Here is a 25,085-nt window from a genome sequence, read left to right as displayed (position 1 = left end):
CTCGCAGAGTTGCCGATACAATTGAACGGCTTGATCGTGCACTCAACAGAAGGAACCCACACATGGCACATACTCTTCCCCCCCTGCCTTACGAACTGGACGCACTGGCTCCGCACATCTCGAAAGAGACGCTGGAGTTCCACTACGGCAAGCATCACCAGACCTACGTCACGAACCTGAACAACCTGATCCCGGGCACCGAGTTCGAGAACCTGTCGCTGGAAGACATCGTCAAGAAGTCCTCGGGTGGCATCTTCAACAACGCCGCCCAGATCTGGAACCACACGTTCTACTGGAACAGCCTGGCTCCCAAGGCCGGCGGCGCACCCACCGGCAAGCTGGCTGACGCCATCAACGCCAAGTGGGGCAGCTTCGACGCCTTCAAGGAAGCCTTCAACAAGTCGGCCGCCGGCAACTTCGGTTCGGGCTGGACCTGGCTGGTCAAGAAGGCCGACGGCTCCGTCGACATCGTCAACACCAGCAACGCCGCTACCCCGCTGACCACGGCCGACAAGCCGCTGCTCACCTGTGATGTCTGGGAACACGCCTACTACATCGACTACCGCAACGCCCGTCCCAAGTACCTGGAAAACTTCTGGGCGCTGGTGAACTGGGAATTCGCGGCCAAGAACTTCGCCTGATCGGCGCCGCGTCGCGATCCTCGCGTAGCCGACGTCCGGTCGGTCGCGGCATGATCCGCTCGCACTGAAGAAGGCCTCTCGTTGCACGAGAGGCCTTTCGTTTTGTTCAGCCAGAATTCAGCTTTGCGCCGTTCCCGGGTCATAGGGCCCGCAATCGGTGTCGATTGTCGAGTTCATTGCGGTGAAATGAAGAATAAACAGCCAGTTCTTTCGCGTTCTTGCGGGAAATCGCAAACGCTATCGTTGCCCCCGGTCTGCGACTGAGCCACGGGGCCAATGACTGCGGCACGCCCGCCATAAACCGTGGCAATTGAACGGGATGGGAAGCATGTTGCGGTATTTTTCGGGTTTACGTATCGGCGCGCGCCTGTCGGGCGCGTTTCTGCTGGTCGCGGTGATCGGCGGCGCCATCGGCGCCTTTGGCGTGTGGGGGCTCGCCCGCATCAACGAAATGAACGACAGGCTCTACGACACCGAGCTGCGAGGCATTTCGGACCTCAAAGAAGCCAATATCAACCTCATTTACGCAGGCCGAGCCCGCAGCGGTTTCCTGGCCGCCTCGACCCAGGAAGAACGCCAGGCCTTGCGCAAGCAGTTCGACGACGCGGTCAAGACCATGGACACGCTGCGCGAGAAGGCCGCCGCGAATTTCCACGCGGAAGAGGGCAAGCGCCTGCTGGCGCAGTTCGTTGAAACCGAGCAGGTCTGGAAGCGCGAGGCGGCTGAATTCTTCGCCGCCGCGCAATCGCATTCGCTGACGCAGGCCGATGCCAAGGTCGACGCCATCGAAAAGCGCGTCATCGCCTCGTCGCAGAAGCTCGACGACCTGATGACCGACCTGGCCGTGGGCAAGGAAAAGGTCGCCGCGCAATCGGTGCAGGAAGGCACCGACCTCTACGAGACCGTGCGCCTTGTCATGATCGTGCTCGCCGTGGTCGGCGTGGCGGTCGGCATGCTGCTGGGCTGGCTGGTGACGCGCGGTATCGTGCGGCCGCTGCAGCAGGCCGTGACGGCCGCGCGCCAGGTGGCCGCGGGCGACCTCACCACCGACATCCAGGTGGCCACGCGCGATGAAACCGGCGACCTGATGGGCGCGCTCAAAGCCATGAACGAAAGCCTGGCGCGCATCGTGCGCGACGTGCGCGACGGCTGTGAGAGCATTGCCTCCGCGTCGTCGCAGATCGCGCAAGGCAACTCCGACCTGTCGCAACGCACCGAAGAGCAGGCCTCGTCGCTGGAAGAGACCGCGGCGTCCATGGAAGAGCTCACCAGCACCGTGCAGCAGAACGCCAACAACGCCAGCGAAGCCGAGCGGCTGGTCACGCAGGCTTCGACCGTGGCCGTGCGCGGCGGCGAAGTGGTCGAAGGCGTGGTGCAGACCATGAGCGCCATTTCCGACAGCTCGCGTCGCATCGCCGATATCACCGGCGTGATCGACGGTATCGCGTTCCAGACCAACATCCTGGCGCTCAACGCCGCCGTCGAAGCGGCGCGCGCGGGCGAGCAGGGCCGCGGCTTTGCCGTGGTGGCTGGCGAAGTGCGCACGCTGGCGCAGCGTTCCGCCGTGGCCGCCAAGGAAATCAAGGCCTTGATCGACGAGTCCGTCAACCGCGTCGAAGGCGGCACCCGCCAGGTCGACGAGGCCGGCCGCACCATGCGTGAAGTGGTCGACAGCGTGCGCCAGGTCGCCACCCTGGTGCGCGAGATCTCCAGCGCCTCGGCCGAGCAGTCCTCCGGCATCGGCCAGGTCAACCAGGCCGTGGCGCAGATGGACACCGTCACGCAGCAGAACGCCGCGCTGGTGGAAGAGGCCGCCGCGGCCGCGGCCAGCTTGCAGGAACAAGCCGGCCGGCTGGCGCAGGAAGTGCGCCGCTTCAAGGTCGATGCCGGGGCCGATGCGGCTTCGGCCGGCGCCGCGCAGGCACGCCTGGTCCAGGCCATCCCCGTCGCGCCGCGCAGGCCGGCGGCCGCCTCCGCCCGTCCCGCCCTGGCGCACGCCTCGGACGACGACTGGTCCACGTTCTGATCGCGTGGCGCGGGGCCTTGGCCGCAGGCCCCGCCGGCTTGCAGCGATCGGGCAGGGGCCGCCCATGCGGCTCGAACAAGCATTGTGGGCTGGCAGTCAGGCGGCGATGGTAAGGTTAGCGACGTTGGCGGGTGACCTCTGTCCGCTACGTCCTGTCTGCCACCGCCGCCCAGCGTCCCATGAACCTGCCCACTCCGTTGCGCCGTATCGCCACCGGCTCCCGCCACTTCCTGCGCCGCAAGGTGCGCCAGGCCAACCGCCTGTCGCGCAAGAGCGTACAGATGGCCTTGCTGCTCGGGGGCGCCGCGCTGGTGGCGCTGGTCTCGCTGGGCTTTGCCTATCTGGCCGACCGTGCGCTGGAATGGAATCGCGAATGGACCGCGGCCTATGGCTGGCTGGCCTTGCTGGTGCTGCCCTGCGCCCTGGCCGCCCTGCGCTGGGCCACCTTGCGGTTCGCGCCCAATGCCGTCGGCAGCGGCATTCCCCAGGTCATCGGCGCCTTGTCGTTGCCGCCGGGCCCCAGCCAGCACAGCCTGGTCTCGCTGGCACAGGCGCTCTGGAAAATTCCCCTGGCATTTTTCGGCATGCTGGCCGGCGCCTCGATCGGCCGCGAAGGGCCCTCGGTGCAGGTGGGCGCCGCCGTCATGCTGGCCTGGGGCAATTTCTGGAAGCGTCGCGGGGTGCAGCTGCGGGGCTTTCACGCCAATGAACTGATCGCGGCCGGCGCGGCGGGCGGCCTGGCCGCTGCGTTCAACGCGCCGCTGGCCGGCGTCATCTTCGCCATCGAAGAACTGGGCCGCGGCACGGTGCTGCGTTGGCAGCGCCTGGTGCTGATCGGTGTGCTGGCGGCGGGCTTCCTGGTGGTGGCGGTGGCCGGCAACAATCCTTATTTCGGCGTTTTCGGCGGGGCGCCGCTGACGCAAGGCATGCTGGGCTGGGTGATCGGCTGCGCGCTGCTCAATGGCGCGCTGGGCGGCATCTTCGCGCGATTGCTGGGCAAGGGCGCGGCCGGCATGGCGCCGGCAAAGTGGCGCAGCTGGATTCGCGCCCATCCCATCTGGACCGCCTTCGCCATGGGCCTGGCGCTGGCCGTGATCGGCCTGGCCACCGCGGGCAGCGTCTACGGTACGGGGTATGGCGCGGCGGCCGACCTGCTGTCGGGCCAGGCGCACGAGGCCTTGCCGGCCGGATTCGGCCTGGCCAAGCTGGCCGCCACCGTCGCGTCCTATTGGGCCGGCATACCGGGCGGCATTTTTACGCCGGCGCTGACCACCGGTGCCGGCATCGGCCACCACATCTGGCAACTGGCGGGCGAGGGCGTGGACCAGCGCGTGCTGGTGCTGGTCTCCATGGCCGCCTTCCTGGCCGCGGCCACGCAGGCGCCGCTGACGGCCAGCGTCGTCGTCATGGAAATGACGGGCAGCCAACCCATGCTGTTCTGGCTGCTGGTCGGTTCGCTCCTGGCCTCCGGCGTCTCGCGCCAGTTCTGCCCGCAGCCCTTCTATCACTTGGCCGCGGGCCGCTTTCGTCGCCAGGCCATCGTCGAGGCCGGTCGCGCGGCCAAGTCCGGCCCCGCGTCCTCGTAGCGCGGTCGCCCACCCGGCCTCATCGTGGTGCATAAGTGAACAGCGGTTGGACACTGTCCGTGCTGCGGACATCCCGCCGGTGCACCAACTTGGCGCGAAATCGCTGCGTTAAGATCGACGGCATTCGATTTCTTCACTTCCATTCGAGCTTCCCATGACCGTGCATGCCTATATTTGTGACGCGATCCGCACCCCCTTCGGCCGCTATGGTGGCGCGCTGGCTTCGGTGCGTCCCGACGACCTCGCAGCCGTAGCCATCAAGGCCCTCGTGGCGCGCAACCCCAACGTGCGCTGGGAAGAAATCGACGACGCCATCCTGGGTTGCGCCAACCAGGCCGGCGAAGACAACCGCAACGTTGCCCGCATGGCCACGCTGCTGGCCGGCCTGCCGGTCGAAGTGCCCGGCGCCACCGTCAACCGCCTCTGCGGTTCGGGCCTGGACGCCATCGGCAGCGCCGCCCGCGCCATCCGCGCCGGCGAAGCCGGCCTGATGCTGGCCGGCGGCGTCGAAAGCATGAGCCGCGCGCCCTTCGTCATGGGCAAGGCCGACAGCGCCTACTCGCGCAGCGCCGCCATCTACGACACCACCATCGGCTGGCGCTTCATCAACAAGCTCATGAAGGCCCAGTACGGCGTCGATTCCATGCCCGAAACGGCTGAAAACGTCGCCGACGACTTCAACATCAATCGCGAAGACCAGGACTTGTTCGCCCTGGCCAGCCAGCAAAAGACGGCCCGCGCCCAGAAAGAGGGCTTCTTCGACGCCGAAATCGTGCCGGTCTCCATCGCGCAGAAAAAGGGCGACCCCATCGTCGTCTCCAAGGACGAGCATCCGCGCGAAACCAGCCTTGAAGCGCTGGCCAAGCTCAAGGGCGTGGTTCGCGAAGGCGGCACGGTCACCGCCGGCAACGCCTCGGGCGTCAACGATGGCGCGGCCGCGCTGCTGCTGGCCGACGAAAAGGGCGCCGCCCGCCACGGCCTGACGCCGCGTGCCCGCGTGGTCGGCATGGCCACCGCCGGCGTCGCCCCGCGCATCATGGGCATCGGCCCGGCGCCTGCCACCCGCAAGGTGCTGGCCCAGACCGGCCTCACGCTGGACCAGATGGACGTCATCGAGCTGAACGAAGCGTTCGCCGCCCAGGGCCTGGCCGTGCTGCGCCAGCTGGGCATTGCCGACAACGATCCGCGCGTCAACCCCAACGGCGGCGCCATCGCCCTGGGCCACCCGCTGGGCGCCAGCGGCGCCCGCCTGGCCACCACCGCCATCAACCAGCTGCACCTTACGGGCGGCCGCTACGCGTTGTGCACCATGTGCATCGGCGTGGGCCAGGGCATCGCCCTGATCATCGAACGCGTCTGACGCGAGGCGGCCAAGGGCCTCGGCGGCAAGCCGCGTCCCCGGCCGGCCGGTCCGCCCGCACCACGGGCGGGCAAACAATAAGGGAGCCCTCGGGCTCCCTTGCTTTATGATTCGGCACGCGATGCGTGCGAGGCGTTCAGGGCAATCCGTCGATCTTGCGGCCGGCCTTGATGCCGTGCCCCTCGAACCAGCCCTGGGCCATCTCCAGCGCGTAGCGCACCGGTTTTTTCGAGCAGTGGGCGTCGTCGGTCTGCGGCGCCATGTCTTCGATGTTGACGATCGTGCCGTCGTCGGCGATAAACGCGATCGACAGGGGCAGGAGCGTGTTGCGCATCCAGAAGCACTGCACGTCGGGCTGCTCGAAGACGAACAGCATGCCGTCGTTGCCGGGCAGTTCCTTGCGGAACATGAGGCCGTCGCGGCGGGTCGCTTCCGTGTTGGCGACTTCTGCGCGGATAATATGGATGCCGGCAGCCAGTTGCGTGGTGGGCAGCGGCGCCTGCGGTCCGCTCGGGGCCTGGGCGCTGGCCGCCACGGGCAGGGCCAGCGCGGTAACGCTCAGCAGCGCGCAAAACGCGCCGCGGGATGCCGCTTTAATGAACGCTGTCTTGAACAACGTACGACCGACATGAAACAAAGCAGCATTCTTCAGCATGACCCGACGCGGTATTCGCAGTAATTAGAAAATAACAAGGCGGGGCCCGAAAGCCCCGCCTGATAATGGCGCAACCTTACCGTTGCGCTTTAAAAGGGTAACTCAGGCAGCGGTGATATTGAGCGCCTGTTTGCCTTTGGGCCCCTGGATTATCTCGAATGCCACTTTCTGGCCTTCTTTCAGGGTTTTGAAACCATTCATCTGGATGGACGAAAAGTGGGCGAACAGATCTTCACCGCCGTCGTCGGGCGTAATGAAGCCAAACCCCTTTGCATCGTTGAACCATTTGACGGTGCCCGTCGATTTGGGATTGTCCCCTTGGACGGCGGTTGCGGTCGTATCAGACATGCGGACTGCCTCATTGAATCGTATGTTGACAGAAGGGCATCGCGGCCTAGACCCCTGTCCCCCCTCCGGCCTCCTGGCAGGTTTTCGGTGAATTGAAAACCCCAGAATGCGTGGATAATGCGCCGCTTTTCTTTGCGGAGTCAAGTATGGAAACTACGCATTTCTACGTGTAATTTTGCGTAAGTTGCATGCAAGCCGTCCCCTGATTAAATAGAATAGCCGCCCTATGAGTTCTACCTTGGATACCCAGCATGATTTGGCCGTCGAGAAGGCTCCGGCGCGTGTCGCGCCGCCTCCGATGTACCAGGTCCTGTTGCTGAATGACGACTACACCCCCATGGAATTTGTCGTCAAGGTGCTGCAGAAGTTCTTCAACAAGAACCACGAAGAGGCCACCCGGATCATGTTGCAGGTGCATCACGAAGGCCGCGGGGTGTGCGGCGTCTATCCGCGCGACCTTGCCGCCACCCGCATCGCCCAGGTGGCGCAGTATGCGCGGGCGCGGCAGCATCCGCTGCAATGCGTGATGGAACCCGTTTAGAACATAGAAAAAAACGCCGCCGCAACAGGCGGCGTTGTGCTGCACAGGGTAGTACCGCAGGGCCCGCGCACCGAGAAGCGCGCGGGGCAGGTCGGCAGCTCCGCCGCAAAGGAGCGACGCATTCGAGTAGGCGGGGAGGTTTGCCGTGAGTGGAAAGAACAGCAAGACCTGGCTGGCGGTAGCCGGCGTCATCGTGTTGGCCGGCGCATTGGGCGTGGGCTGGTGGATGGGCAAGGGCGGTCAGTCCGCCGCGCCCACGGCGCCTGCGGCAACGTCCGCGCCCGCGGCAAGTGCCGCAGCCCCGGCGGATGCCAAGCCCGCCGCCTTGCCGGCCTCGGCCACGGTAGGCGCCGCCGATCCGTTCGCCGCGCTGAACTGCCAGCCGCGCCAATACAACGATTCGTTGGCGCTGGCGGTCACCTTCACCCAGCCGGTCGACGCCAAGGCCAAGCTCGAGAGCTTCCTGCAGGTCATCGACACCGGCGCCGCGTCGGGCAAGCCCGACCAGGACAGCGAACAGGCCGCCCGCCCCGGCGACCAGCCCGCGTCCGTCAAACCCGGCGATTCGGCCCCCAAGGGCAAGATCGTGCAGGGCAACTGGGTGGTGGGCGACAACCCCCGCATGGTCTATTTCCCCTACGTCCAGCCGCAGCGCTCGTACGCCATCTCGGTGCGCGCGGGCCTGCCGGGCGCCGGCGACAAGGTCACCCTGGCCACGGCTTCGCACTGCGAAGTGACCACCGAAGCCATGCCGCCTTCGTTCTATTTCGCCAGCCGCGGCGTGGTGCTGCCGGCCGGCCAGAACGGCGGCCTGCCGGTGGCCACCGTCAACGTGCCCGAGGTCGACGTGCAATTCCTGCGTGTCGCGCCCGAGCGCGTGCCGGAACTGTTCGAATCGGTGCTGGGCATCGGCCGCAACACCAACGCCTCGTCGGATGACGACGACAGCGCGGGCGGCTACGACGAAGAAGACGGCTGGCGCTATTCCGACAACCGCAGCCTGAAGGGCTCGGTCAGCAACTGGGACCTGGATCGCCTGAATTCGCTGACCACCAGCGTCTACCAGGGCCGTTTCCTGACGGACGACAAGCCCAACCGCCGCCACGTCACGTTCCTGCCCGTCGAAGGCGTCAAGGAACTGCAAGAGCCCGGGATCTATATCGCGGTGATGAGCCAGCCCGGCCGCTTCCGCTATGAATACCAGGTCACCTATTTCTACGTCAGCGACATCGGCCTGCATGCCCGCCGCTACACCGACCGCATCGAGGCCTATTCGGTGTCCCTGAAGACCGGCCAGGCCATTTCCGGCGCGGTCTTCGAACTGGTCGATGGCGCCGGAAAATCGCTGGCCAAGGCCCAGGCCGATGCCCAGGGCCACGTGCGTTTCGAAGGCAGCTTCACCAATGCGCGCGTCATCCGTGCCTCGCGCGACAAGGAAATGACGGTCTTGGCGCTGGCCGAGCCGGCGCTGGACCTGTCTGAGTTCGACACCGGCGGCCATATTTCCCGCCCCAACAACCTGTTCGTCTATGCCGGCCGCAATCTGTACCGCCCTGGCGAAACCTTCCACGTGTCGGTGCTGCCGCGCGACCTGGACGGCCGCGTCATGCCCGCTGCGCCCCTGACCGCCACGATCAAGCGCCCCGACGGCCGCGTGGTGTCGACCACGCTGTGGCAGCCCGCCAAGGACCTGCAAGGCTATGTCGAGCGTGCCATCGACCTGCCGCCCGACGCCCAGACGGGCGCCTGGATGCTGGAATTGCGCGTCGACCCCGCTTCGCGCGTGGCCGATGCCTCGTGGAAGTTCCAGGTCGAGGAATTCCTGCCTGAACGCATGAAGATGGCGCTGACGTCCGACCAGGACGTGCTGTCGCCCACCGAGACCCTGACCGTCGATGTGCAGGGCGATTACCTGTATGGTGCGCCCGCCGCCGGCAACCGCCTGCTGTCCAGCTTCCAGGTCAAGCGCGACCGCTTTGCCCTGCCGCAGCAATGGCCCGGCTTCATCTTCGGCGACGTGGCCGACGATACCCGCCGCCACTTCGAGGAACTGCCCGAAGCCGCGCTGGATTCCACCGGCGCCGCCCAGCTCGAAGTCGAACCGCGTACCGATGGCACCCACTCGCCCATGAAGGTGCGGGTCTCGGCCAGCCTGCTGGAATCGGGCGGCCGCCCGGTGGTGCGTTCCATCGAACGCAGCGTCTGGCCTGCCGACAAGCTGATCGCCGTGCGTCCGCAGTTCGACAGCGACGTGGCCCGTGAAGGCGCGCCTGCCGGTTTCGAGGTGCTGCGCGTGGATGCCCAAGGCAAGATCGTGCCGCTGGCCCAGGCCCAGATGCGCCTGTACCGCGAAGAACGTCAGTACTACTGGCGCTTCGATGACCAGCGCGGCTGGAACAGCGGCTATACCGAAACCGAAGAACTGGTCGATTCGCGCGAGATCGCCCTGAAAGACCGCACCCAGCTGACCGTGCCGGTCAAGTGGGGCCGCTACCGCCTGGAAATCGCCGACCCTGAAACGGGTGAAACCCTGCGCTACCGCTTCTACGCGGGCTGGAACGCGCAGGACGCCGATGCCATGGGCAACCGCCCCGACCGCGTCCAGATGAAGCTGGAAGGCGTGCCGGCCAAGCCGGGCGACACCGTCAAACTGACGCTGACGCCGCCGCACGACGGCCAGGCGCTGATCACCGTGGAAGGCGACCGCATGCTGTGGTCCACCTGGGTGGCCGTGAAGGCAACGGGCACGCAGGTCGAAATTCCTATCGACAAGACCTGGAAGCGTCACGACCTGTACGTGGCCGCGGCGGTGTTCCGTCCTGGCAGCGAAGGCGACCGCGTGACCCCGGCGCGCGCGCTGGGCCTGGCCTTCCTGCCGATCGCCAGCGCCGACCGCAAGCTCGACGTCAAGCTGACGGCGGCTGCCAAGACCGAACCCGAAACCAAGACCACGGTCCGCGTGAAGGTGGATGGCGCCCAGGGCAAGCAGGCCATGGTGACGCTGTCGGCCGTGGACGTGGGCATTCTCAACATCAACCAGTACCGCACGCCCGATCCGCTGGACTTCTTCTTCGGCAAGCACCGCTACGCGCCCGAATTGCTGGACATGTACGGCAAGCTCATCGAGAAGATGGACGGCACCAAGGGCAAGCTGAAGTGGGGCGGTGACGCCGCCATGCGCGGCGACAGCAAGAGCCTGCCCAAGAAGGTCAAGCTGGTCGACCTGTTCTCGGGCCCGGTCAAGCTGAACGACAAGGGCGAAGCCGACATCCCGCTGGACCTGCCCGACTTCAACGGCACGCTGCGCCTGATGGCCGTCGCGTTCACGCCGGACAACTTCGGCAGCACCGACACCGAAATGGTGGTGGCGGCGCCGATCGTGGCCGAACTGAACACGCCGCGCTTCATCACCCCGGGCGACCAGGCCGCTATCGCGCTGGACGTCACCAACCTGAGCGGCGCCGATCAAAAGGTGACGGTCAAGCTGGAAGCGCTGGATCCGCTGGGCATCGTCGACGGTACGCGTACCGTGACGCTCAAGGACAAGCAACGCACGACCCTGCGCTTTAACGCCACCACCACCGGCTCGTACGGGCTGGGCCTGATCCGCCTGACCGTGGACGGGCAGGGCGGCGGCAAGCCGGTGCACATCGTGCGCGAATCGGTGCTGCAGGTGCAGCCGGCCTACGCGGCCGAGCGCCAGGTACGCCGCCTGCGCCTGAACCCGGGCGAGTCCAACGCGCCGCAAGCGTCGTGGATCGCGTCCTACTATCCGGATTCCACCACGGTCAGCCTGACGGTCTCGAACCGTCCGCCGTTCAACGTCAACCGCCTGGTCGAAGGCCTGCTCAACTACCCCTACGGTTGCACCGAGCAGACCATCAGCGCGACCCTGCCTTGGGTCATGCTGGACGAAGACGCGGCCAAGCAGTTCGGCCTGAAGCCGCGCACCCAGGCCGAACGCGAAGCCAAGGTCGCCGGCGCCATCGGCCGCCTGTCCGGCATGCGCAATGCCGTGGGTTCGTACAACCTGTGGAGCAGCTCGTCCTCGCGCGACGTGTGGCTGACGGCCTACGCCGTGGGCTTCCTGCAGGACGCCCGCGACAAGGGCTTCGCGGTGCCCGAGGCGTCGCTGGACCGTTCGCGCCAGTGGCTGCTCGAACAAGTGCAGCAGAGCAGTGGCTCGTTCGGCACCTGGTCGGCCAACCTGAAGCGCAACGTCGAATCGGGCCGCCTGGACAGCGGCGACGTCAACACCCTGCGTGAAGACCATCGCCGCTTCGCCGGCCTGGCCACCGCCGTGCTGGTGCTGGCGCGCGACAACAAGGCGCCGCTGTCCACGGTGCGCCAGCTGTTCGACAACTACCAGGAACGCGCGCGTTCGCCGCTGCCCCTGATCCAGCTGGCCGCCGCCTTCAAGCTGATGGGCGACGAAGGGCGCATGAAGACCGCGCTGGATCAGGCCATGTCGCGCGAATACGGCATCTCCCGCCGCAGCCAGAGCGCCTACTACGACGAGTGGATGGGCGATTACGGCAGCGCCGTGCGTGACTACGCCTTGTCCTATGCCTTGGCCAACCAGTACCAACTGCGCCACGATCGGGTCGAAAACCTGCTGTCGCAGCTGGCCGCGCGCCTGGGCAACCGCTCGTACCTGTCGACGCAAGAGCAGATGGCCTTGCTGCTGGCCGCGCGCGCCGCGGGCGGCGACAAGGGCACGCCCTGGGAAGCCACGTTGACCGTCAACGGCGCACGCAAGCCGCTGACCGGCGGCAAGTCCGACCAGACCGTGTCGCTGACCGCGGCCGAACTGGCGGGCACGCAGCTCGTCAATACCGGCAGCCAGTCGCTGTTCATCGAGTACGACATCCAGGGCAGCCCCATGTCCGTGCCGGCGCCGCGCAACGACGTCATCCAGCTCAAGCGCGGCTGGTACCGTCCTGACGGCAAGCCGTGGGATGGCGGCACCTTGCAGACCGGCGACATGCTGGTGGTGTGGGTCCAGGCCAGCGCCAACCAGAACATCCCGGACGGCCTGCTGGTGGACCGCGTGCCCGCCGGCTTCGAGGTCGAGAACCTGAACCTGTCGCAAAGCCCCGAGATGCAGGACTGGAGCATCGGCGGACGCCGCGTGGCCGACGCGATGGCCGACCCCAACATCAAGCACCGCGAATTCCGCGATGATCGTTATGTTGCGGCGGTGTCGCTGGGTCGTGGCAAGGTCGATGTGTTCTATCTCGTGCGGGTCGTCACGCCGGGCCGCTATGCGGTGCCCTCGACGGTGGCCGAAGACATGTACCGGCCCGAGATCCGCGGCGTAGGCGAGCAATGGAGCACGGTCGAGATCCGCGATCGCGGCGCCAAGCAGCGTCCTTGACCGCCGCCGCCACCCCGCCGGCGGGCGCCTCGCGCGCCCGCCGCTGGCGGCGGCGCGGCATCTACGCGGCCAGCGTGTTGTTTGCGCTGGCCGCGTTGCTATTCGCGTTCGACCGCCTGTATCCCTTGCCCCCCATCGATTCCGGCGGCGCGGCCGTGGTGGTCGCCGCCGACGGCACGCCCCTGCGCAACTATCCCAGCCGTGACGGCATCTGGCGCTACCCGGTCAAGCCGGACCAGGTGTCGCCGTACTACCTGGATACGCTGCTGACCTACGAAGACCGCTGGTTCTACTGGCACCCCGGGGTCAACCCCGTGGCGCTGGCGCGCGCCGGCTGGCAATGGGCCACCAACCGCCGCATCGTCTCGGGCGGATCGACCCTGACCATGCAGGTGGCGCGGCTGATCGACCCGCAACTGGCCGGCAAGCCGTCGCGGTCGATGGCCGCCAAGCTGCGCCAGGCCTGGCGCGCCGTGCAGCTGGAAATGCACTACAGCAAGGACGAGATCCTGTCGCTCTACCTGACCCACGCGCCCATGGGCGGCATCGTGGAAGGGGTGGAGATGGGCTCGCGCCTGTGGCTGGGCAAACCGGCGCGCGATCTCAGCCCGGCCGAGGCCGCCATGCTGACCGCCTTGCCGCAGGCGCCGTCGCGGTTGCGGCCGGACCGCCATCCCGAGGCCTCGCAGGCCGCGCGCGACAAGGTGCTGGACCGCATGGTGGAACTGGGTCGCTGGACGTCGGCGCAAGTGGCCGATGCCAAGATCGAACGCGTGGTCGCGCCGCCGCTGCGGGCCCGCTGGCTGGCGCCGCTGGCTGCGCAGCGCCTGTTGCAGGAGGCCGGCCGCAAGACCGGCGGCCCGCGTCGCCCCGGTTCCCGGCCGCCGCTGCTGACCTCCACCCTGGATGCCGACATGCAGGCCGCGGTCGAGCGCATGCTGCTGGACCGGGTCGACAACCTGCCGCCCAAGGTGTCCATGGCCGTGTTGGTGATGGACAACGATTCCCTGGAAATCAAGGCCTACGCCGGATCCGCCGATTTTGCCGATGATTCCCGATACGCCCACGTGGATATGGTGCGTGGCGTGCGCTCGCCGGGTTCTACTCTGAAGCCTTTCCTGTACGGCCAGGCGCTGGACGACGGGCTGATCCATTCGGAAAGCCTGTTGATCGATGCGCCCATGTCGTTCGGCGGCTACGCACCGGGCAACTTCCAGGCGGCGTTTTCGGGCCCGATCAGCGTATCCCAGGCCTTGCAACGCTCGCTGAACGTGCCTGCCGTGGACCTCCTGGACCGGGTCGGACCCAGCCGTTTTGCGTCGGTTATGCTCAAAGGCGGCGTCTGGTTACGAATGCCTGCCGGCGCCGAGCCCAATCTGAGCTTGATTTTGGGCGGGGGCGGCACCACATTGGAAGAACTGGTGGGCGCTTACCGGGCCCTGGCCCGCGGCGGCATCTCCGGCCGGCCGCGGCTGCGTCCGGAGCAGCCGCGGGTCGAGTCCCGTATGATTAGTGCTGGCGCCGCCTGGATTGTCCGGGACATCCTCGAAGGCGGCGGCCACCCGGACAGGCCGTTCTACCAGTCGGGAAGCCCGGCTCGGCAACTGGCCTGGAAAACCGGGACAAGTTTTGGTTTCCGGGACGCCTGGGCCATCGGCGTGACCGACAGCTGGACAATCGGAGTATGGGTCGGCCGCCCGGACGGCACCCCGAACCCCGGATTTTTCGGGGCGAATGTGGCGGCGCCGCTACTGCAGGACATCGTGGCGGCGCTACCAGAGGGCGCGCAGCACGTCCGCGTCCGGCCCGACACGGTGCAGGCCGTCGTGACGTGCTGGCCGCTGGGCTACAAGCTGGGCAGCGTGCCGTCGGGCGCATGCCCGGAACAGCGCGCCGCCTGGGCCCTGAATGAAACGGTGCCGCCGTCGTTTGCCGGCTACGCCGACGCGTCGCAGGGGCCGTTGCGGCTGGGGGGCGTGGCCACGGGTTCGGTGTTGCGGCCCGTGCCAGGCAGCAAGCAGGTGGCGCTGGATGTGGATGTGCAGGGCGCCGAAGGCGAAGTATGGTGGATGCTCGACGGTCGCGTGGTTGGCCATGGCGCGTCGGGTCGTTCGTTTAATCTAGTGCTGGCGCAAGACGGCCGGTATACGCTTACCGTCATGGACTCGCAAGGCCGCCACGATAGTGTGGTTTTTGAAATCGCTGGCGTTACGCCATGATCGGCATAGAATATGAATCGTGTATTTGACCGCTTCGATGCGTTACGGAGGAAGCGTGATTTCCCAAGAGCTTGAAGTCAGCCTGCATATGGCTTTCGTCGAGGCCCGTTCGGCCCGGCACGAATTTATTACCGTCGAGCATCTGCTCTTGGCGTTGCTCGACAACGCTTCGGCAGTCGAAGTGTTGCGCGCCTGCGCAGCCAACCTGGACGACCTGCGCCGTAACCTGCGCCAGTTCGTTTCGGAAAACACCCCGGTGATTCCCAGCGGCGCAGAAGTCGACACGCAACCGACCCTGGGTTTCCAGCGCGTGATCCAGCGCGCAATCATGCATGTGTCCGCGGGCGGCACCGGCAAGAAGCCGGTGACGGGCGCGAACGTGCTCGTGGCCATTTTCGGCGAAAAGGATTCGCACGCCGTGTACTACCTGCAGCAGCAGGGCGTCACGCGGCTGGACGTCGTCAATTTTCTGTCGCATGGCATTACCAAACAGCCACAGGTGGAGTCCGCCGCCGTGCAGAAAGAGCAGCAGACCAATGGTGAAGAGCAGGGCGAATCGCGCCAGTCGCCGCTGGACCAGTACGCGACCGATCTGAACGCCGCGGCGCTGGCGGGCCGCATCGATCCGCTGATCGGGCGCGAGCACGAAGTCGAGCGCGTGATCCAGGTACTGTGCCGCCGCCGCAAGAACAATCCGCTGCTGGTCGGCGAGGCCGGTGTGGGCAAGACCGCCATCGCCGAAGGCCTGGCCTGGCGCATCACGCGTGGCGAAGTCCCTGAAATCCTGCAGGCCGCGCAAGTGTTCGCGCTGGACATGGGCGCGCTGCTGGCGGGCACCAAGTACCGGGGCGATTTCGAGCAGCGCCTGAAGGGCGTGCTCAAGCAGATCCGCGGCAACCCTGACGCGATCCTGTTCATCGACGAAATCCACACGCTGATCGGCGCCGGTTCGGCCTCGGGCGGCACGCTGGACGCGTCCAACCTGCTCAAGCCGGCCTTGTCCTCGGGCCAGCTCAAGTGCATTGGCGCGACCACGTATACCGAATACCGCGGCGTCTTTGAAAAAGACCACGCGCTGTCGCGCCGCTTCCAGAAGATCGACGTGCCCGAACCCAGCGTCGAACAGACCGTGCAGATCCTGCGCGGCCTGAAGAGCCGCTTCGAAGAGCACCATAACGTCCGCTATTCCGCCGCCGCGCTGTCGGCCGCCGCGGAACTGTCGGCGCGCTTCATCAACGACCGCCACCTGCCTGACAAGGCCATCGACGTGATCGACGAGGCCGGGGCCGCGCAGCGCCTGTTGCCGCGTTCGCGCCAGAAGAAGGTGATCGGCAAGGTCGACATCGAAAACATCGTTTCCAAGATCGCGCGCATTCCGCCGCAGTCCGTCTCCAACGACGACCGCAGCAAGCTTGCCACGCTGGATCGCGACCTGAAGACCGTGGTCTTCGGGCAAGACAACGCCATCGACGCGTTGGCGGCCGCCATCAAGATGGCGCGCTCGGGCCTGGGCAAGCCGGAAAAGCCGATCGGCGCCTTCCTCTTCTCCGGTCCGACCGGGGTGGGCAAGACCGAAGTCGCACGCCAGCTGGCGTTCACGCTGGGCGTCGAACTGCTGCGCTTCGACATGTCCGAATACATGGAACGCCATGCGGTGTCGCGCCTGATCGGCGCGCCTCCGGGGTATGTCGGGTTCGACCAGGGTGGCCTGCTCACCGAAGCCATCACCAAGCAGCCGCACTGCGTGCTGCTGCTCGATGAAATCGAAAAGGCCCACCCGGACGTCTTCAACATCCTGCTGCAGGTCATGGACCACGGCACGCTGACGGACAACAACGGGCGCAAGGCAGACTTCCGCAACGTCATCCTCATCATGACGACGAACGCGGGCGCCGAAACCTTGAACCGTCCGTCCATCGGTTTTGCCAACTCGCGCGTGGTGGGCGACGAAATGGCGGAAATCCGCCGCATGTTCACGCCCGAGTTCCGCAACCGCCTGGACGCGATCATCCCGTTCGCGCCGCTGGACCGCGAGATCATCCTGCGCGTGGTCGACAAGTTCCTGATGCAGCTCGAAGACCAGCTGCACGAGCGTCGCGTGGAAGCCGTGTTCACCACGCGCCTGCGCGACCACCTGGCCAAGGAAGGTTTCGACCCGCTCATGGGGGCCCGTCCGATGCAGCGCCTGATCCAGGACACCATCCGGCGCGCGCTGGCCGACGAGCTGCTGTTTGGCAAGCTGGTCGACGGCGGCACGGTCACGGTCGATCTGGACGAGGCCAACAAGGTCACGCTGGACTTCGACGACCACGGCAAGCCACCGTCGGCCGCGCCCGACAAGCAGGAAGTCGAGCTGATCGACTAGGCCCATGACCGACGCGGACCGCCAGCCGCTGATCGAGTGCGAACACTGCGCAAGCATCTATCGCCGACATCAGCTTGAACCTGGCGAGACCGCCAATTGCGCCCGCTGCGGTGCCACTCTGTGGCGCTACAGCGGGCTTACTTTGTCCAATTGGCTGGCGCTCGCTATTTCCGCCCTGATCATCTTCGGCGTGGCCAACGCCTACCCGGTCGCATCGATGTCGGTGCAGGGCATGGTGCAGCAGGCCTCTCTGCTGGATGCCATTTCCATCACCTGGCGCCAGGGTCACTACATCGTCGCCATCATGACCGGGCTGGCGGGTTTCGCCTTGCCGCTGTTGCAGCTGACCGTGCTGCTGTGGGTGCTGGGCCCCTTGTCGCGTGGCGTGGAGCCCGCCGGGTTCCAGGGCGCGATGCGCCTGTTGGGCTTGCTGCGGCCCTGGTGCATGGTGCCGGTGTTTTTGCTGGGCGTGCTGGTGGCGGTGGTGAAGCTGGCCGGCATGGCCGCGGTGTCGCCCGGCATCGGCCTGGCCGCCTTCGGCATCCTGACCATCCTCTTGACCATGCTGGGGCGGCTGACACCGCATGTGCTGTGGCGCTACGCGGAATCCGCCGAGGTCGTGCCGGTGCACGTGCCCGAGGCAGGGCCCGACGTGGTGCTGACCGGCTGCCACGTCTGTGGCCAGGTGCAGGCGCTGCCGCGCGAGGGCGATCCCGAAGCAGAACACCATTGCGTGCGCTGCCACGCGGTGGTGCACTACCGCAAGCCCGACCATCTGGCCCGTACCTGGGCCCTGTTGCTGGCGGCCGTGGTGTTCTATATTCCGGCCAATGTGTTGCCCGTCATGAAGGTCAGCTCGGTGCTGGGCGACAGCGCCCATACCATCCTGGGCGGCGTGGTCGAACTCTGGAACATGGGGTCGTGGGACATTGCGCTGATCGTCTTCATTGCCAGCGTGGCGGTGCCGCTGACCAAACTGCTGGCGCTGATCCTGCTATTGTTGACCGAACAATGGCGCAGCACGACGAACCTGCGGCCGCGCACGCGGCTGTATGAGATGGTCGAGTTCATCGGCCAATGGTCGATGCTGGACGTGTTCGTGGTGATATTGCTGGCGGCCCTGGCGGACTTCCAGGGCCTGATGGAAATCAGCGCCGGCGGGGGTGCCGCGGCGTTTGGGGTGGTGGTCATCCTGACCATGCTGTCCGCCATGAGTTTTGACCTGCGGCGCAGTTGGGACCTGGAAGGCACCAGCGAGATCGACATGGATCCGCCCGTGGCCGGCAGGCGGCGAGAGCCGGCGTCTGCCGCGGGCACCGAAATGGGCTGACGCATCCGGCCGGCCGCCTGCGGGGCGGGGCTGTACCGCGTTTACCGACCAAGAAGAAAAGGAAAAAAACAGATGTCCGACCAAGCACCTGGATCTGGTGAAGAGAAGTTTGCGTCACCGACCATTTCGCGCAAGCGCAAGAGCCGGATCTCATGGATCTGGCTGGTGCCCGTGGTTGCCGCGCTGATGGGCCTGTCGCTGGTGGTGCGCACCTGGATGCAGGCCGGGCCGGATCTTTCCATCGAATTCAACACCGCCGAAGGGCTGGAAGTCGGCAAGACCCAGCTGCGCTACAAGGACGTGAACGTCGGCACGGTGAAGTCCATCGGCTTCAACAGCGACCGCAGCAAGGTCGTGGTGCAGGCGGAACTGTCGCGGGAAGTGGCCGACCTGGCCCGCGAAGGCACCAATTTCTGGGTGGTGCGCCCGCGCCTGGATGTCAGCGGCGTGTCTGGACTGGGCACGCTGCTGTCCGGTGCCTACATCGGCGTGGACGCCGTGGAAAGCAAGGATGGCGCCAAGAAGGCCACCAAGCTGCACTTCGTCGGCCTGGAGACGCCGCCTGCCGTGACGCACGACCGCGCCGGCAAGCGCTTCAAGCTCAAGGCGTCGGACCTGGGGTCCCTGGATATCGGTTCGCCGGTGTATTTCCGGCGCATCAATGTGGGCCGGGTGATCGGCTATGCGCTCGACAAGACCGGCGACGCCGTGAACGTCGAGGTGTTCGTGGACGCGCCCAACGACAAATACGTCACCAATGGCACGCGCTTCTGGAACGCCAGCGGCGTGGATTTCAGCGTCAATGCCGACGGCCTGAAAGTACGCACCCAGTCGCTGGTGTCGATGGCGGTGGGCGGCGTGGCCTTCGAACCGGTCTACAGCGCGCGCGACGCCGCGACGCCGGCGCCGGCCGATGCGCGTTTCGAGCTCTATGCCACGGAAGCGGCCGCCAAGGCCAATCCGGATGGCGAGGCCTTCCCGATACGCATGCGCTTTGATCAGTCGATCCGTGGCCTGTCGGTGGGCGCATCGATCGATTTCTCCGGCATTACGCTGGGCAACGTCACGCAGATCAACCTGGACTTCGACCCCGTCAGCAAGCGCTTCTATTCGCTGGTGGACGCGACGCTGTATCCGGAACGCCTGGGTCGGGTCTACGAGGAAGTGCGCGCCCGCGCCGTCGAAGACGGCGAAGAGGCCGGTGGCCGCCTGCTGGGCATCTTGATCAAGCATGGCCTGCGCGCCCAGTTGCGCACCGCCAACCTGCTGACCGGCCAGCTGTACGTCGTGCTGGACGACTTCCCCAACGCCAAACCGGTGGACTTCAAGATGTCCAGCCCGGCCCTGATCCCGACCGTGCCGGGCAACCTGGACCAACTGCAGCAGCAGGTCAGCAATATCGTGGCCCGCATCGACAAGATTCCGTTCGACAAGATCGGCGAGGACCTGCGCACCACGCTGTCCAGCACTTCCAAGCTGATGACGCGCCTGGACAAGCAGGTGGCGCCGCAGGCGCAGGGCGTGCTCAAGCAAGCCCAGGAATCGATGGCCAGCCTGAACGCGCTGCTGGCGTCGGACGCCTCGCTGCCGGTCAACGCCGAGAAGGCCATGCAGGAATTGAGCCGCGCGGCACGCTCGTTGCGGGCGCTGGCCGACTTCCTGCAGTCGAACCCCGAATCGTTGCTGCGCGGCCGCGGCGACGACCCGATCCCCGGCGCCGGTCCGGTCAGGAACTGAACCCATGCATATCCTTCGCTCCCGATCCTTCCGCTCACCCCTGGGCACGTCCGCCCGGCAACTATCCCGCGGCGCGCCCGCGCTGGCGCTGGTCGCGCTGCTGGCCGGTTGCGCCTCGTCGCCGCCGGTGCATTACTACACCCTGCAGGGGCCGTCGGCGCCCGCGCCCGCCGTGCCGCGTGCGGCAGCGCCTTTCCTGATCGATGTGCAGAGCGTCAACGTGGTGGCCCAGGCCGACCAGCCGCAGTTGATGGTGCGTACGGGCGACGGCAGCGTGTCGGCGCTGTATTCCGAGCGCTGGACCTCGCCGCTGGGCGACGAGATCCGCGGGGCGCTGTCCGATGCGCTCAAGCATGACCTGGGTGCGCTGGACGTGCAGGTGGTCAAGCCGGGGCCTGTCGCGCCGGTCTGGCGGGTGCAGACCGACGTGCAACGGTTCGATCTGGTCGCGGATCGCATGGCGCAGCTGGATGCGACCTGGCGGGTGCGGCCGGTGAACCTGAAGGGCACCGGCCTGCTGTGCCGCAGCGTGGTCACGGTGAACGTGTCCGACGCCGCCGCGGGCGCGCCGACCTCGGGCGTGCCCGGCCTGGTCGCGGCGCAGCAACGCGCCGTGGTGGCGCTGGCCGGCGCCATGGCGTCCGCCATTCGTGGGCAAACGCCGGACAGCGGCGGCGTGGTGCAGATGCTGGGGTGTTCGCCGCTGCCGGACTGAATCGGCCGTCCCAAAAAAGGGTCAGGGTGGATGTCAAAAACCCGCCATGATCTCAACCGGTTAACCCTAGGGTTAACCTTAGTACAAACCCGGTTGCAACCTGATTAGCATACGGTCCTACCGATGCCGGGCCTCTCTGTGGGCCCGGTATGACCTTTGCCATGCGACAGGAAGCAATCTCTTATGGCCAGCACCACCCTCGGCGTCAAAGTCGATGACGCGTTACGCGACCGCCTGAAGGCCGCCGCGCAAAAGCTCCACTGCACGCCGCACTGGCTGCACAAGCAGGCAATCCTTGCCTACCTGGACAAGATCGAACGCGGCCACCTGCCCGCCGAAATGTCCCACCTGGGCGGGGAAGAGGGCGCCGACGACGAGGGTGGCGAACATCCCGCCGCGGCCACGCCGCCATTCTATGAATTCGGCCAGGACGTGCAGCCGCAATCGGTGCTGCGCGCGGCCATCACCGCCGCCTATCGCCGCCCCGAGCCCGAATGCGTGCCGTTGCTGCTGGGCCAGGCCCGCATGCCGAACCTGGAAAAGGTGCATGCGATGGCCACCGACCTGGTCAAGAAGCTGCGCGGCAAGCGCACAGGCGGCGGGGTCGAGGGCCTGATCCAGGAATTCTCGCTGTCCAGCCAGGAAGGCGTGGCGCTGATGTGCCTGGCCGAGGCGCTGCTACGCATTCCCGACCGCGCCACGCGCGACGCGCTGATCCGCGACAAGGTTGCCCGCGGCGACTGGAAATCGCACATGGGCGGTTCGCAATCGCTGTTCGTCAATGCCGCCACCTGGGGCTTGATGATCACGGGCAAACTGGTGGCCGTGAGCAGCGAGCAGTCGCTGTCCAAGGCGCTGACGCGCCTGATCGGCAAGGGCGGCGAGCCGCTGGTGCGCAAGGGCGTGAACATGGCCATGCGCATGATGGGCGAGCAGTTCGTGTCGGGCCAGACCATTTCCGAAGCGCTGGCCAACAACCGCAAGATGGAAAGCCGCGGTTTCCGCTATTCGTACGACATGCTGGGCGAGGCCGCCACCACGGCCGAGGACGCCGACCGTTATTACGCCTCGTACGAGCAGGCCATCCACGCCATCGGCAAGGCTGCGGCCGGCCGGGGCATCTATGAAGGCCCGGGCATTTCGATCAAGCTGTCGGCGCTGCACCCGCGCTATTCGCGCGCCCAGCGCGAACGCGTCATGGCCGAACTGCTGCCGCGCGTGAAGGCGTTGACGATCCTGGCACGCAGCTACGACATCGGCCTGAACATCGATGCCGAGGAAGCCGACCGCCTGGAAATCTCGCTGGACCTGCTGGAAGCGCTGTGCTTCACCCCTGAGCTGGAAGGCTGGAGCGGCATCGGTTTCGTCATCCAGGCCTACCAGAAGCGCGCCCCGTTCGTGATCGACTACGTCATCGACCTGGCCCGCCGCAGCCGCCACCGCGTGATGGTGCGCCTGGTCAAGGGCGCCTACTGGGACAGCGAGATCAAGCGCGCCCAGGTGGATGGCCTGGAGGGCTATCCGGTCTACACGCGCAAGGTCTATACCGACGTGGCCTACCTGGCCTGCGCCCGCAAGCTGCTGGGTGCGCCGGAAGCCGTTTACCCGCAGTTCGCCACGCACAACGCCTACACCCTGGCGGCGATCTACCAGCTGGCCGGCCAGAACTACTATCCGGGCCAGTACGAATTCCAGTGCCTGCACGGCATGGGCGAGCCGCTCTATGACGAAGTGGTGGGCCCGCTGGCGCAGGGCAAGCTGAACCGTCCATGCCGCATCTACGCACCGGTCGGCACGCACGAAACCCTGCTGGCCTACCTGGTGCGCCGCCTGCTCGAAAACGGTGCCAACACCTCGTTCGTGAACCTGATCGGCGACGACACCATTCCGGTCGAGACGCTGGTCGCCGATCCGGTGGAGGCGGCCTCGCGCATCGTGCCGCTGGGGGCGCCGCACGAGAAGATTCCGCTGCCACGCGAGCTTTACGGCAATCCGCAGCAAGGCGCACGCGCCAATTCGGCGGGCCTGGACCTGAGCAACGAACATCGCCTGGGATCGCTGTCGGCCGCGCTGTTGACCAGCGCCGCTACGCCCTGGCGCGCCGCGCCGATGCTGGGCGAGGGCGCCGAGGCCTGGGATGCGGCCCGTGCGATCGAAGTGCGCAACCCCGCCAACCTGCGCGACGTGGTGGGCCACGTGATCGAGGCCAATGGCGACGAGGCCGAGGCCGCCTTGCGCGCCGCGGCCAATACCGCGCCCATCTGGCAATCGACCCCGGTGGCCGAGCGCGCCCAGTGCCTGCGCCGCGCCGCGCAGCTGCTGGAAGAGCAGATGCAGACCCTGCTGGGCCTGATCGTGCGCGAAGCCGGCAAGTCCTTGCCCAACGCCATCGCCGAGGTGCGCGAGGCCGTGGACTTCCTGCGCTACTACGCGGACCAGGCCGAGCGCGAGTTCGACAACGACACCCACCGCCCGCTGGGCACCGTGCTGTGCATCAGCCCCTGGAACTTCCCGCTGGCCATCTTTACCGGCCAGGTGGCCGCCGCCTTGGCGGCCGGCAATACCGTGCTGGCCAAGCCCGCCGAGCAGACGCCGCTGATCGCGGCGCAGGCGGTGGCGATCCTGCGCGCGGCCGGCGTGCCGGCCGGCGCCGTGCAATTGTTGCCCGGCCGCGGTGAAACCGTGGGTGCGCAACTGGTGGCCAGCCCCGGCATACGCGGCGTGATGTTCACCGGGTCCACCGACGTGGCCCGCATCATCGCACGCACGCTGGCGGACCGCCTGGACGACGACGGCCACACCATTCCGCTGATCGCCGAAACCGGCGGCCAGAACGCGATGGTGGTGGATTCGTCGGCGCTGTCCGAACAGGTGGTGTTCGACGTGCTGAGCTCGGCCTTCGATTCGGCCGGCCAGCGCTGTTCGGCACTGCGCGTGCTGTGCGTGCAGGAAGACAACGCCGACCACGTGCTGACCATGCTGCGCGGCGCGATGCGCGAGCTGAGCGTGGGCAACCCCGACCGCCTGTCGGTCGACGTGGGGCCGGTGATCGACACCGAAGCCCGCAACGGCATCCAGCGCCATATCGATGCCATGCGCACGGCGGGCCACCGGATCGACCAGGCCGAGCTGAATGGCGAATGCCGCCAGGGCACCTTCGTGGCGCCCACCATCATCGAGATCGACTCGGTCAGCGAACTGACCCGCGAGGTGTTCGGCCCGGTCCTGCACGTGGTGCGCTACAAGCGCGAGGAACTGGACGCCTTGCTGGACGCCATCAACGGCACCGGCTACGGCCTGACCTTCGGTGTGCACACCCGCATCGACGAGACCATCGCCCACGTGACCGGCCAGGTCCATGCAGGCAACGTCTACGTCAACCGCAATATCGTGGGGGCCGTGGTGGGCGTGCAGCCGTTCGGCGGCGAATGCCTGTCGGGTACGGGTCCCAAGGCGGGCGGTCCACTCTATATGTACCGCCTGCTCGGGACGCGGCCTGCCGGCCTGCCGCCCGCGCTGGATCCGGCCGCACCCCTGCCGCAGCGCATTGCGCTGCCGGGCCCCACGGGCGAGACCAATACCTATATGGTCGAGCCGCGGGGCGCCGTGTACTGCGTCGCCGCCACCGAGGCCGGTGCGCGGGCGCAGTGGTCGGCGGCGCGCCTGACGGGCAACCATGCGTGGTTCGCGGACACGCCGGCCGCACAGACGCTGCTGGCCGGGCTGGATGCCGAGCAGCAGGGCCAGGCCGGCATCCTGGCCGATGCCGAGGTCGACCAGGCCGATTACCAGGCGGTGCTGTTCGAGGGCGACGGCGACGCGCTGCGTGCGTTGAACCAACGCATCGCACAGCGTCCTGGCGCTATCCTGGCGGTGCATGGACTGACGTCGGATGCGCTGGCGGCCGGCGCCGCCTACGTGCCCGAACGCCTGTTGACCGAACGTTCCATCAGCGTGAATACGGCTGCGGCCGGCGGCAACGCCAGCCTCATGACCATCGGCTGAGCGTGACCGAGGGGTAACCCTTGGGCAACCAAGGGTTATCTCCAATATCTAGCGAGGTTGCACTGGAAGCAAAATCCGGTCGCACCTGAAGTTCGATTGCGGCAACCCGGCAATTGGATTCAAACAGAAAAGCCTGGCCCAAAAGCCCAGGAATAACAAAGCCTCATCCGACATACCGGA

Annotated in this window: 14 protein-coding genes; 12 read left to right on the top strand and 2 right to left on the bottom strand. The window is 66.7% G+C overall.

Annotated elements, in window-relative coordinates:
- The first annotated feature begins 62 nt into the window (after positions 1–62).
- The 4 genes from sodB to pcaF all read left to right on the top strand — a co-directional run bounded on the left by sodB (position 63) and on the right by pcaF (position 5,613).
- Positions 63–641 (top strand): superoxide dismutase [Fe], encoded by a 579-nt coding sequence (sodB, locus tag ACUDP5_RS18930; protein WP_025135836.1) that lies wholly within the window; start codon positions 63–65, stop codon positions 639–641.
- 328 nt (positions 642–969) lie between these two features.
- A complete protein-coding gene (locus ACUDP5_RS18925; protein WP_263910980.1) occupies positions 970–2,667 on the top strand; it encodes a methyl-accepting chemotaxis protein in 1,698 nt (565 codons plus the stop codon).
- Positions 2,668–2,846: 179 nt separating this feature from the next.
- Positions 2,847–4,253, top strand: a complete 1,407-nt coding sequence (locus ACUDP5_RS18920; RefSeq protein WP_445656884.1) for a chloride channel protein — start codon at positions 2,847–2,849, stop codon at positions 4,251–4,253.
- 154 nt (positions 4,254–4,407) lie between these two features.
- Positions 4,408–5,613 (top strand): 3-oxoadipyl-CoA thiolase, encoded by a 1,206-nt coding sequence (pcaF, locus tag ACUDP5_RS18915; protein ID WP_263910976.1) that lies wholly within the window; start codon positions 4,408–4,410, stop codon positions 5,611–5,613.
- Positions 5,614–5,749: 136 nt separating this feature from the next.
- On the opposite strand, the gene ACUDP5_RS18910 is transcribed toward pcaF, so the two are convergent.
- Together ACUDP5_RS18910 and ACUDP5_RS18905 are read right to left on the bottom strand one after the other, a co-directional pair.
- A complete protein-coding gene (locus ACUDP5_RS18910) occupies positions 5,750–6,268 on the bottom strand; it encodes a DUF192 domain-containing protein (RefSeq protein ID WP_263910974.1) in 519 nt (172 codons plus the stop codon).
- Positions 6,269–6,370: 102 nt separating this feature from the next.
- Positions 6,371–6,616: a cold-shock protein gene (locus tag ACUDP5_RS18905; RefSeq protein WP_006220277.1), complete on the bottom strand. Its 246-nt coding sequence runs from the start codon at positions 6,614–6,616 to the stop codon at positions 6,371–6,373.
- A 226-nt stretch (positions 6,617–6,842) separates the two neighbouring features.
- Here ACUDP5_RS18905 and clpS point away from each other — a divergent pair, with 226 nt between their 5' ends.
- From clpS to putA, 8 genes are all read left to right on the top strand, one after another.
- Entirely contained in the window at positions 6,843–7,157 is a 315-nt protein-coding gene (clpS, locus tag ACUDP5_RS18900; RefSeq protein ID WP_025135841.1) for an ATP-dependent Clp protease adapter ClpS, read from the top strand.
- 145 nt (positions 7,158–7,302) lie between these two features.
- Complete coding sequence (locus ACUDP5_RS18895) at positions 7,303–12,534, top strand: alpha-2-macroglobulin family protein (RefSeq protein ID WP_445656883.1); 5,232 nt, start codon at positions 7,303–7,305, stop codon at positions 12,532–12,534.
- Positions 12,531–14,753, top strand: coding sequence for a penicillin-binding protein 1C (gene pbpC / locus ACUDP5_RS18890; protein WP_445656882.1), 2,223 nt, complete (start codon positions 12,531–12,533; stop codon positions 14,751–14,753). Before ACUDP5_RS18895 ends, pbpC begins: the two co-directional genes overlap by 4 nt.
- A gap of 55 nt (positions 14,754–14,808) precedes the next feature.
- Positions 14,809–17,118, top strand: a complete 2,310-nt coding sequence (clpA, locus tag ACUDP5_RS18885) for an ATP-dependent Clp protease ATP-binding subunit ClpA (RefSeq protein WP_263910971.1) — start codon at positions 14,809–14,811, stop codon at positions 17,116–17,118.
- Positions 17,119–17,122: 4 nt separating this feature from the next.
- A complete protein-coding gene (locus ACUDP5_RS18880) occupies positions 17,123–18,448 on the top strand; it encodes a paraquat-inducible protein A (protein ID WP_263910969.1) in 1,326 nt (441 codons plus the stop codon).
- 72 nt (positions 18,449–18,520) lie between these two features.
- Positions 18,521–20,185 carry a PqiB family protein gene (locus ACUDP5_RS18875; RefSeq protein ID WP_263910967.1) on the top strand — a complete coding sequence of 555 codons (1,665 nt, stop codon included), beginning with the start codon at positions 18,521–18,523 and terminating at the stop codon, positions 20,183–20,185.
- Between the two features lie 4 nt (positions 20,186–20,189).
- Complete coding sequence (locus ACUDP5_RS18870) at positions 20,190–20,900, top strand: PqiC family protein (RefSeq protein ID WP_263910965.1); 711 nt, start codon at positions 20,190–20,192, stop codon at positions 20,898–20,900.
- A gap of 183 nt (positions 20,901–21,083) precedes the next feature.
- The gene (putA, locus tag ACUDP5_RS18865) at positions 21,084–24,905 is read left to right on the top strand and encodes a trifunctional transcriptional regulator/proline dehydrogenase/L-glutamate gamma-semialdehyde dehydrogenase (protein ID WP_445656881.1); all 3,822 of its coding nucleotides are present in this window, start codon (positions 21,084–21,086) and stop codon (positions 24,903–24,905) included.
- Positions 24,906–25,085 lie beyond the last annotated feature (180 nt).

This window comes from Achromobacter sp. NCFB-sbj8-Ac1-l, from assembly GCF_052695805.1.
The sequence above is the reverse complement of the archived record's forward strand: the minus strand, read 5'-3'. Positions and strand labels throughout refer to the sequence as shown.

Coding starts and splice junctions, on each gene's coding strand:
- sodB (WP_025135836.1), top strand. CDS start 63: ATGGCACATACTCTTCCCCCCCTGCCTTACGAACTGGACGCACTGGCT.
- pcaF (WP_263910976.1), top strand. CDS start 4,408: ATGACCGTGCATGCCTATATTTGTGACGCGATCCGCACCCCCTTCGGC.
- ACUDP5_RS18925 (WP_263910980.1), top strand. CDS start 970: ATGTTGCGGTATTTTTCGGGTTTACGTATCGGCGCGCGCCTGTCGGGC.
- ACUDP5_RS18875 (WP_263910967.1), top strand. CDS start 18,521: ATGTCCGACCAAGCACCTGGATCTGGTGAAGAGAAGTTTGCGTCACCG.
- ACUDP5_RS18870 (WP_263910965.1), top strand. CDS start 20,190: ATGCATATCCTTCGCTCCCGATCCTTCCGCTCACCCCTGGGCACGTCC.
- ACUDP5_RS18910 (WP_263910974.1), bottom strand. CDS start 6,268: ATGCTGAAGAATGCTGCTTTGTTTCATGTCGGTCGTACGTTGTTCAAG.
- ACUDP5_RS18920 (WP_445656884.1), top strand. CDS start 2,847: ATGAACCTGCCCACTCCGTTGCGCCGTATCGCCACCGGCTCCCGCCAC.
- ACUDP5_RS18880 (WP_263910969.1), top strand. CDS start 17,123: ATGACCGACGCGGACCGCCAGCCGCTGATCGAGTGCGAACACTGCGCA.
- clpS (WP_025135841.1), top strand. CDS start 6,843: ATGAGTTCTACCTTGGATACCCAGCATGATTTGGCCGTCGAGAAGGCT.
- ACUDP5_RS18905 (WP_006220277.1), bottom strand. CDS start 6,616: ATGTCTGATACGACCGCAACCGCCGTCCAAGGGGACAATCCCAAATCG.
- putA (WP_445656881.1), top strand. CDS start 21,084: ATGGCCAGCACCACCCTCGGCGTCAAAGTCGATGACGCGTTACGCGAC.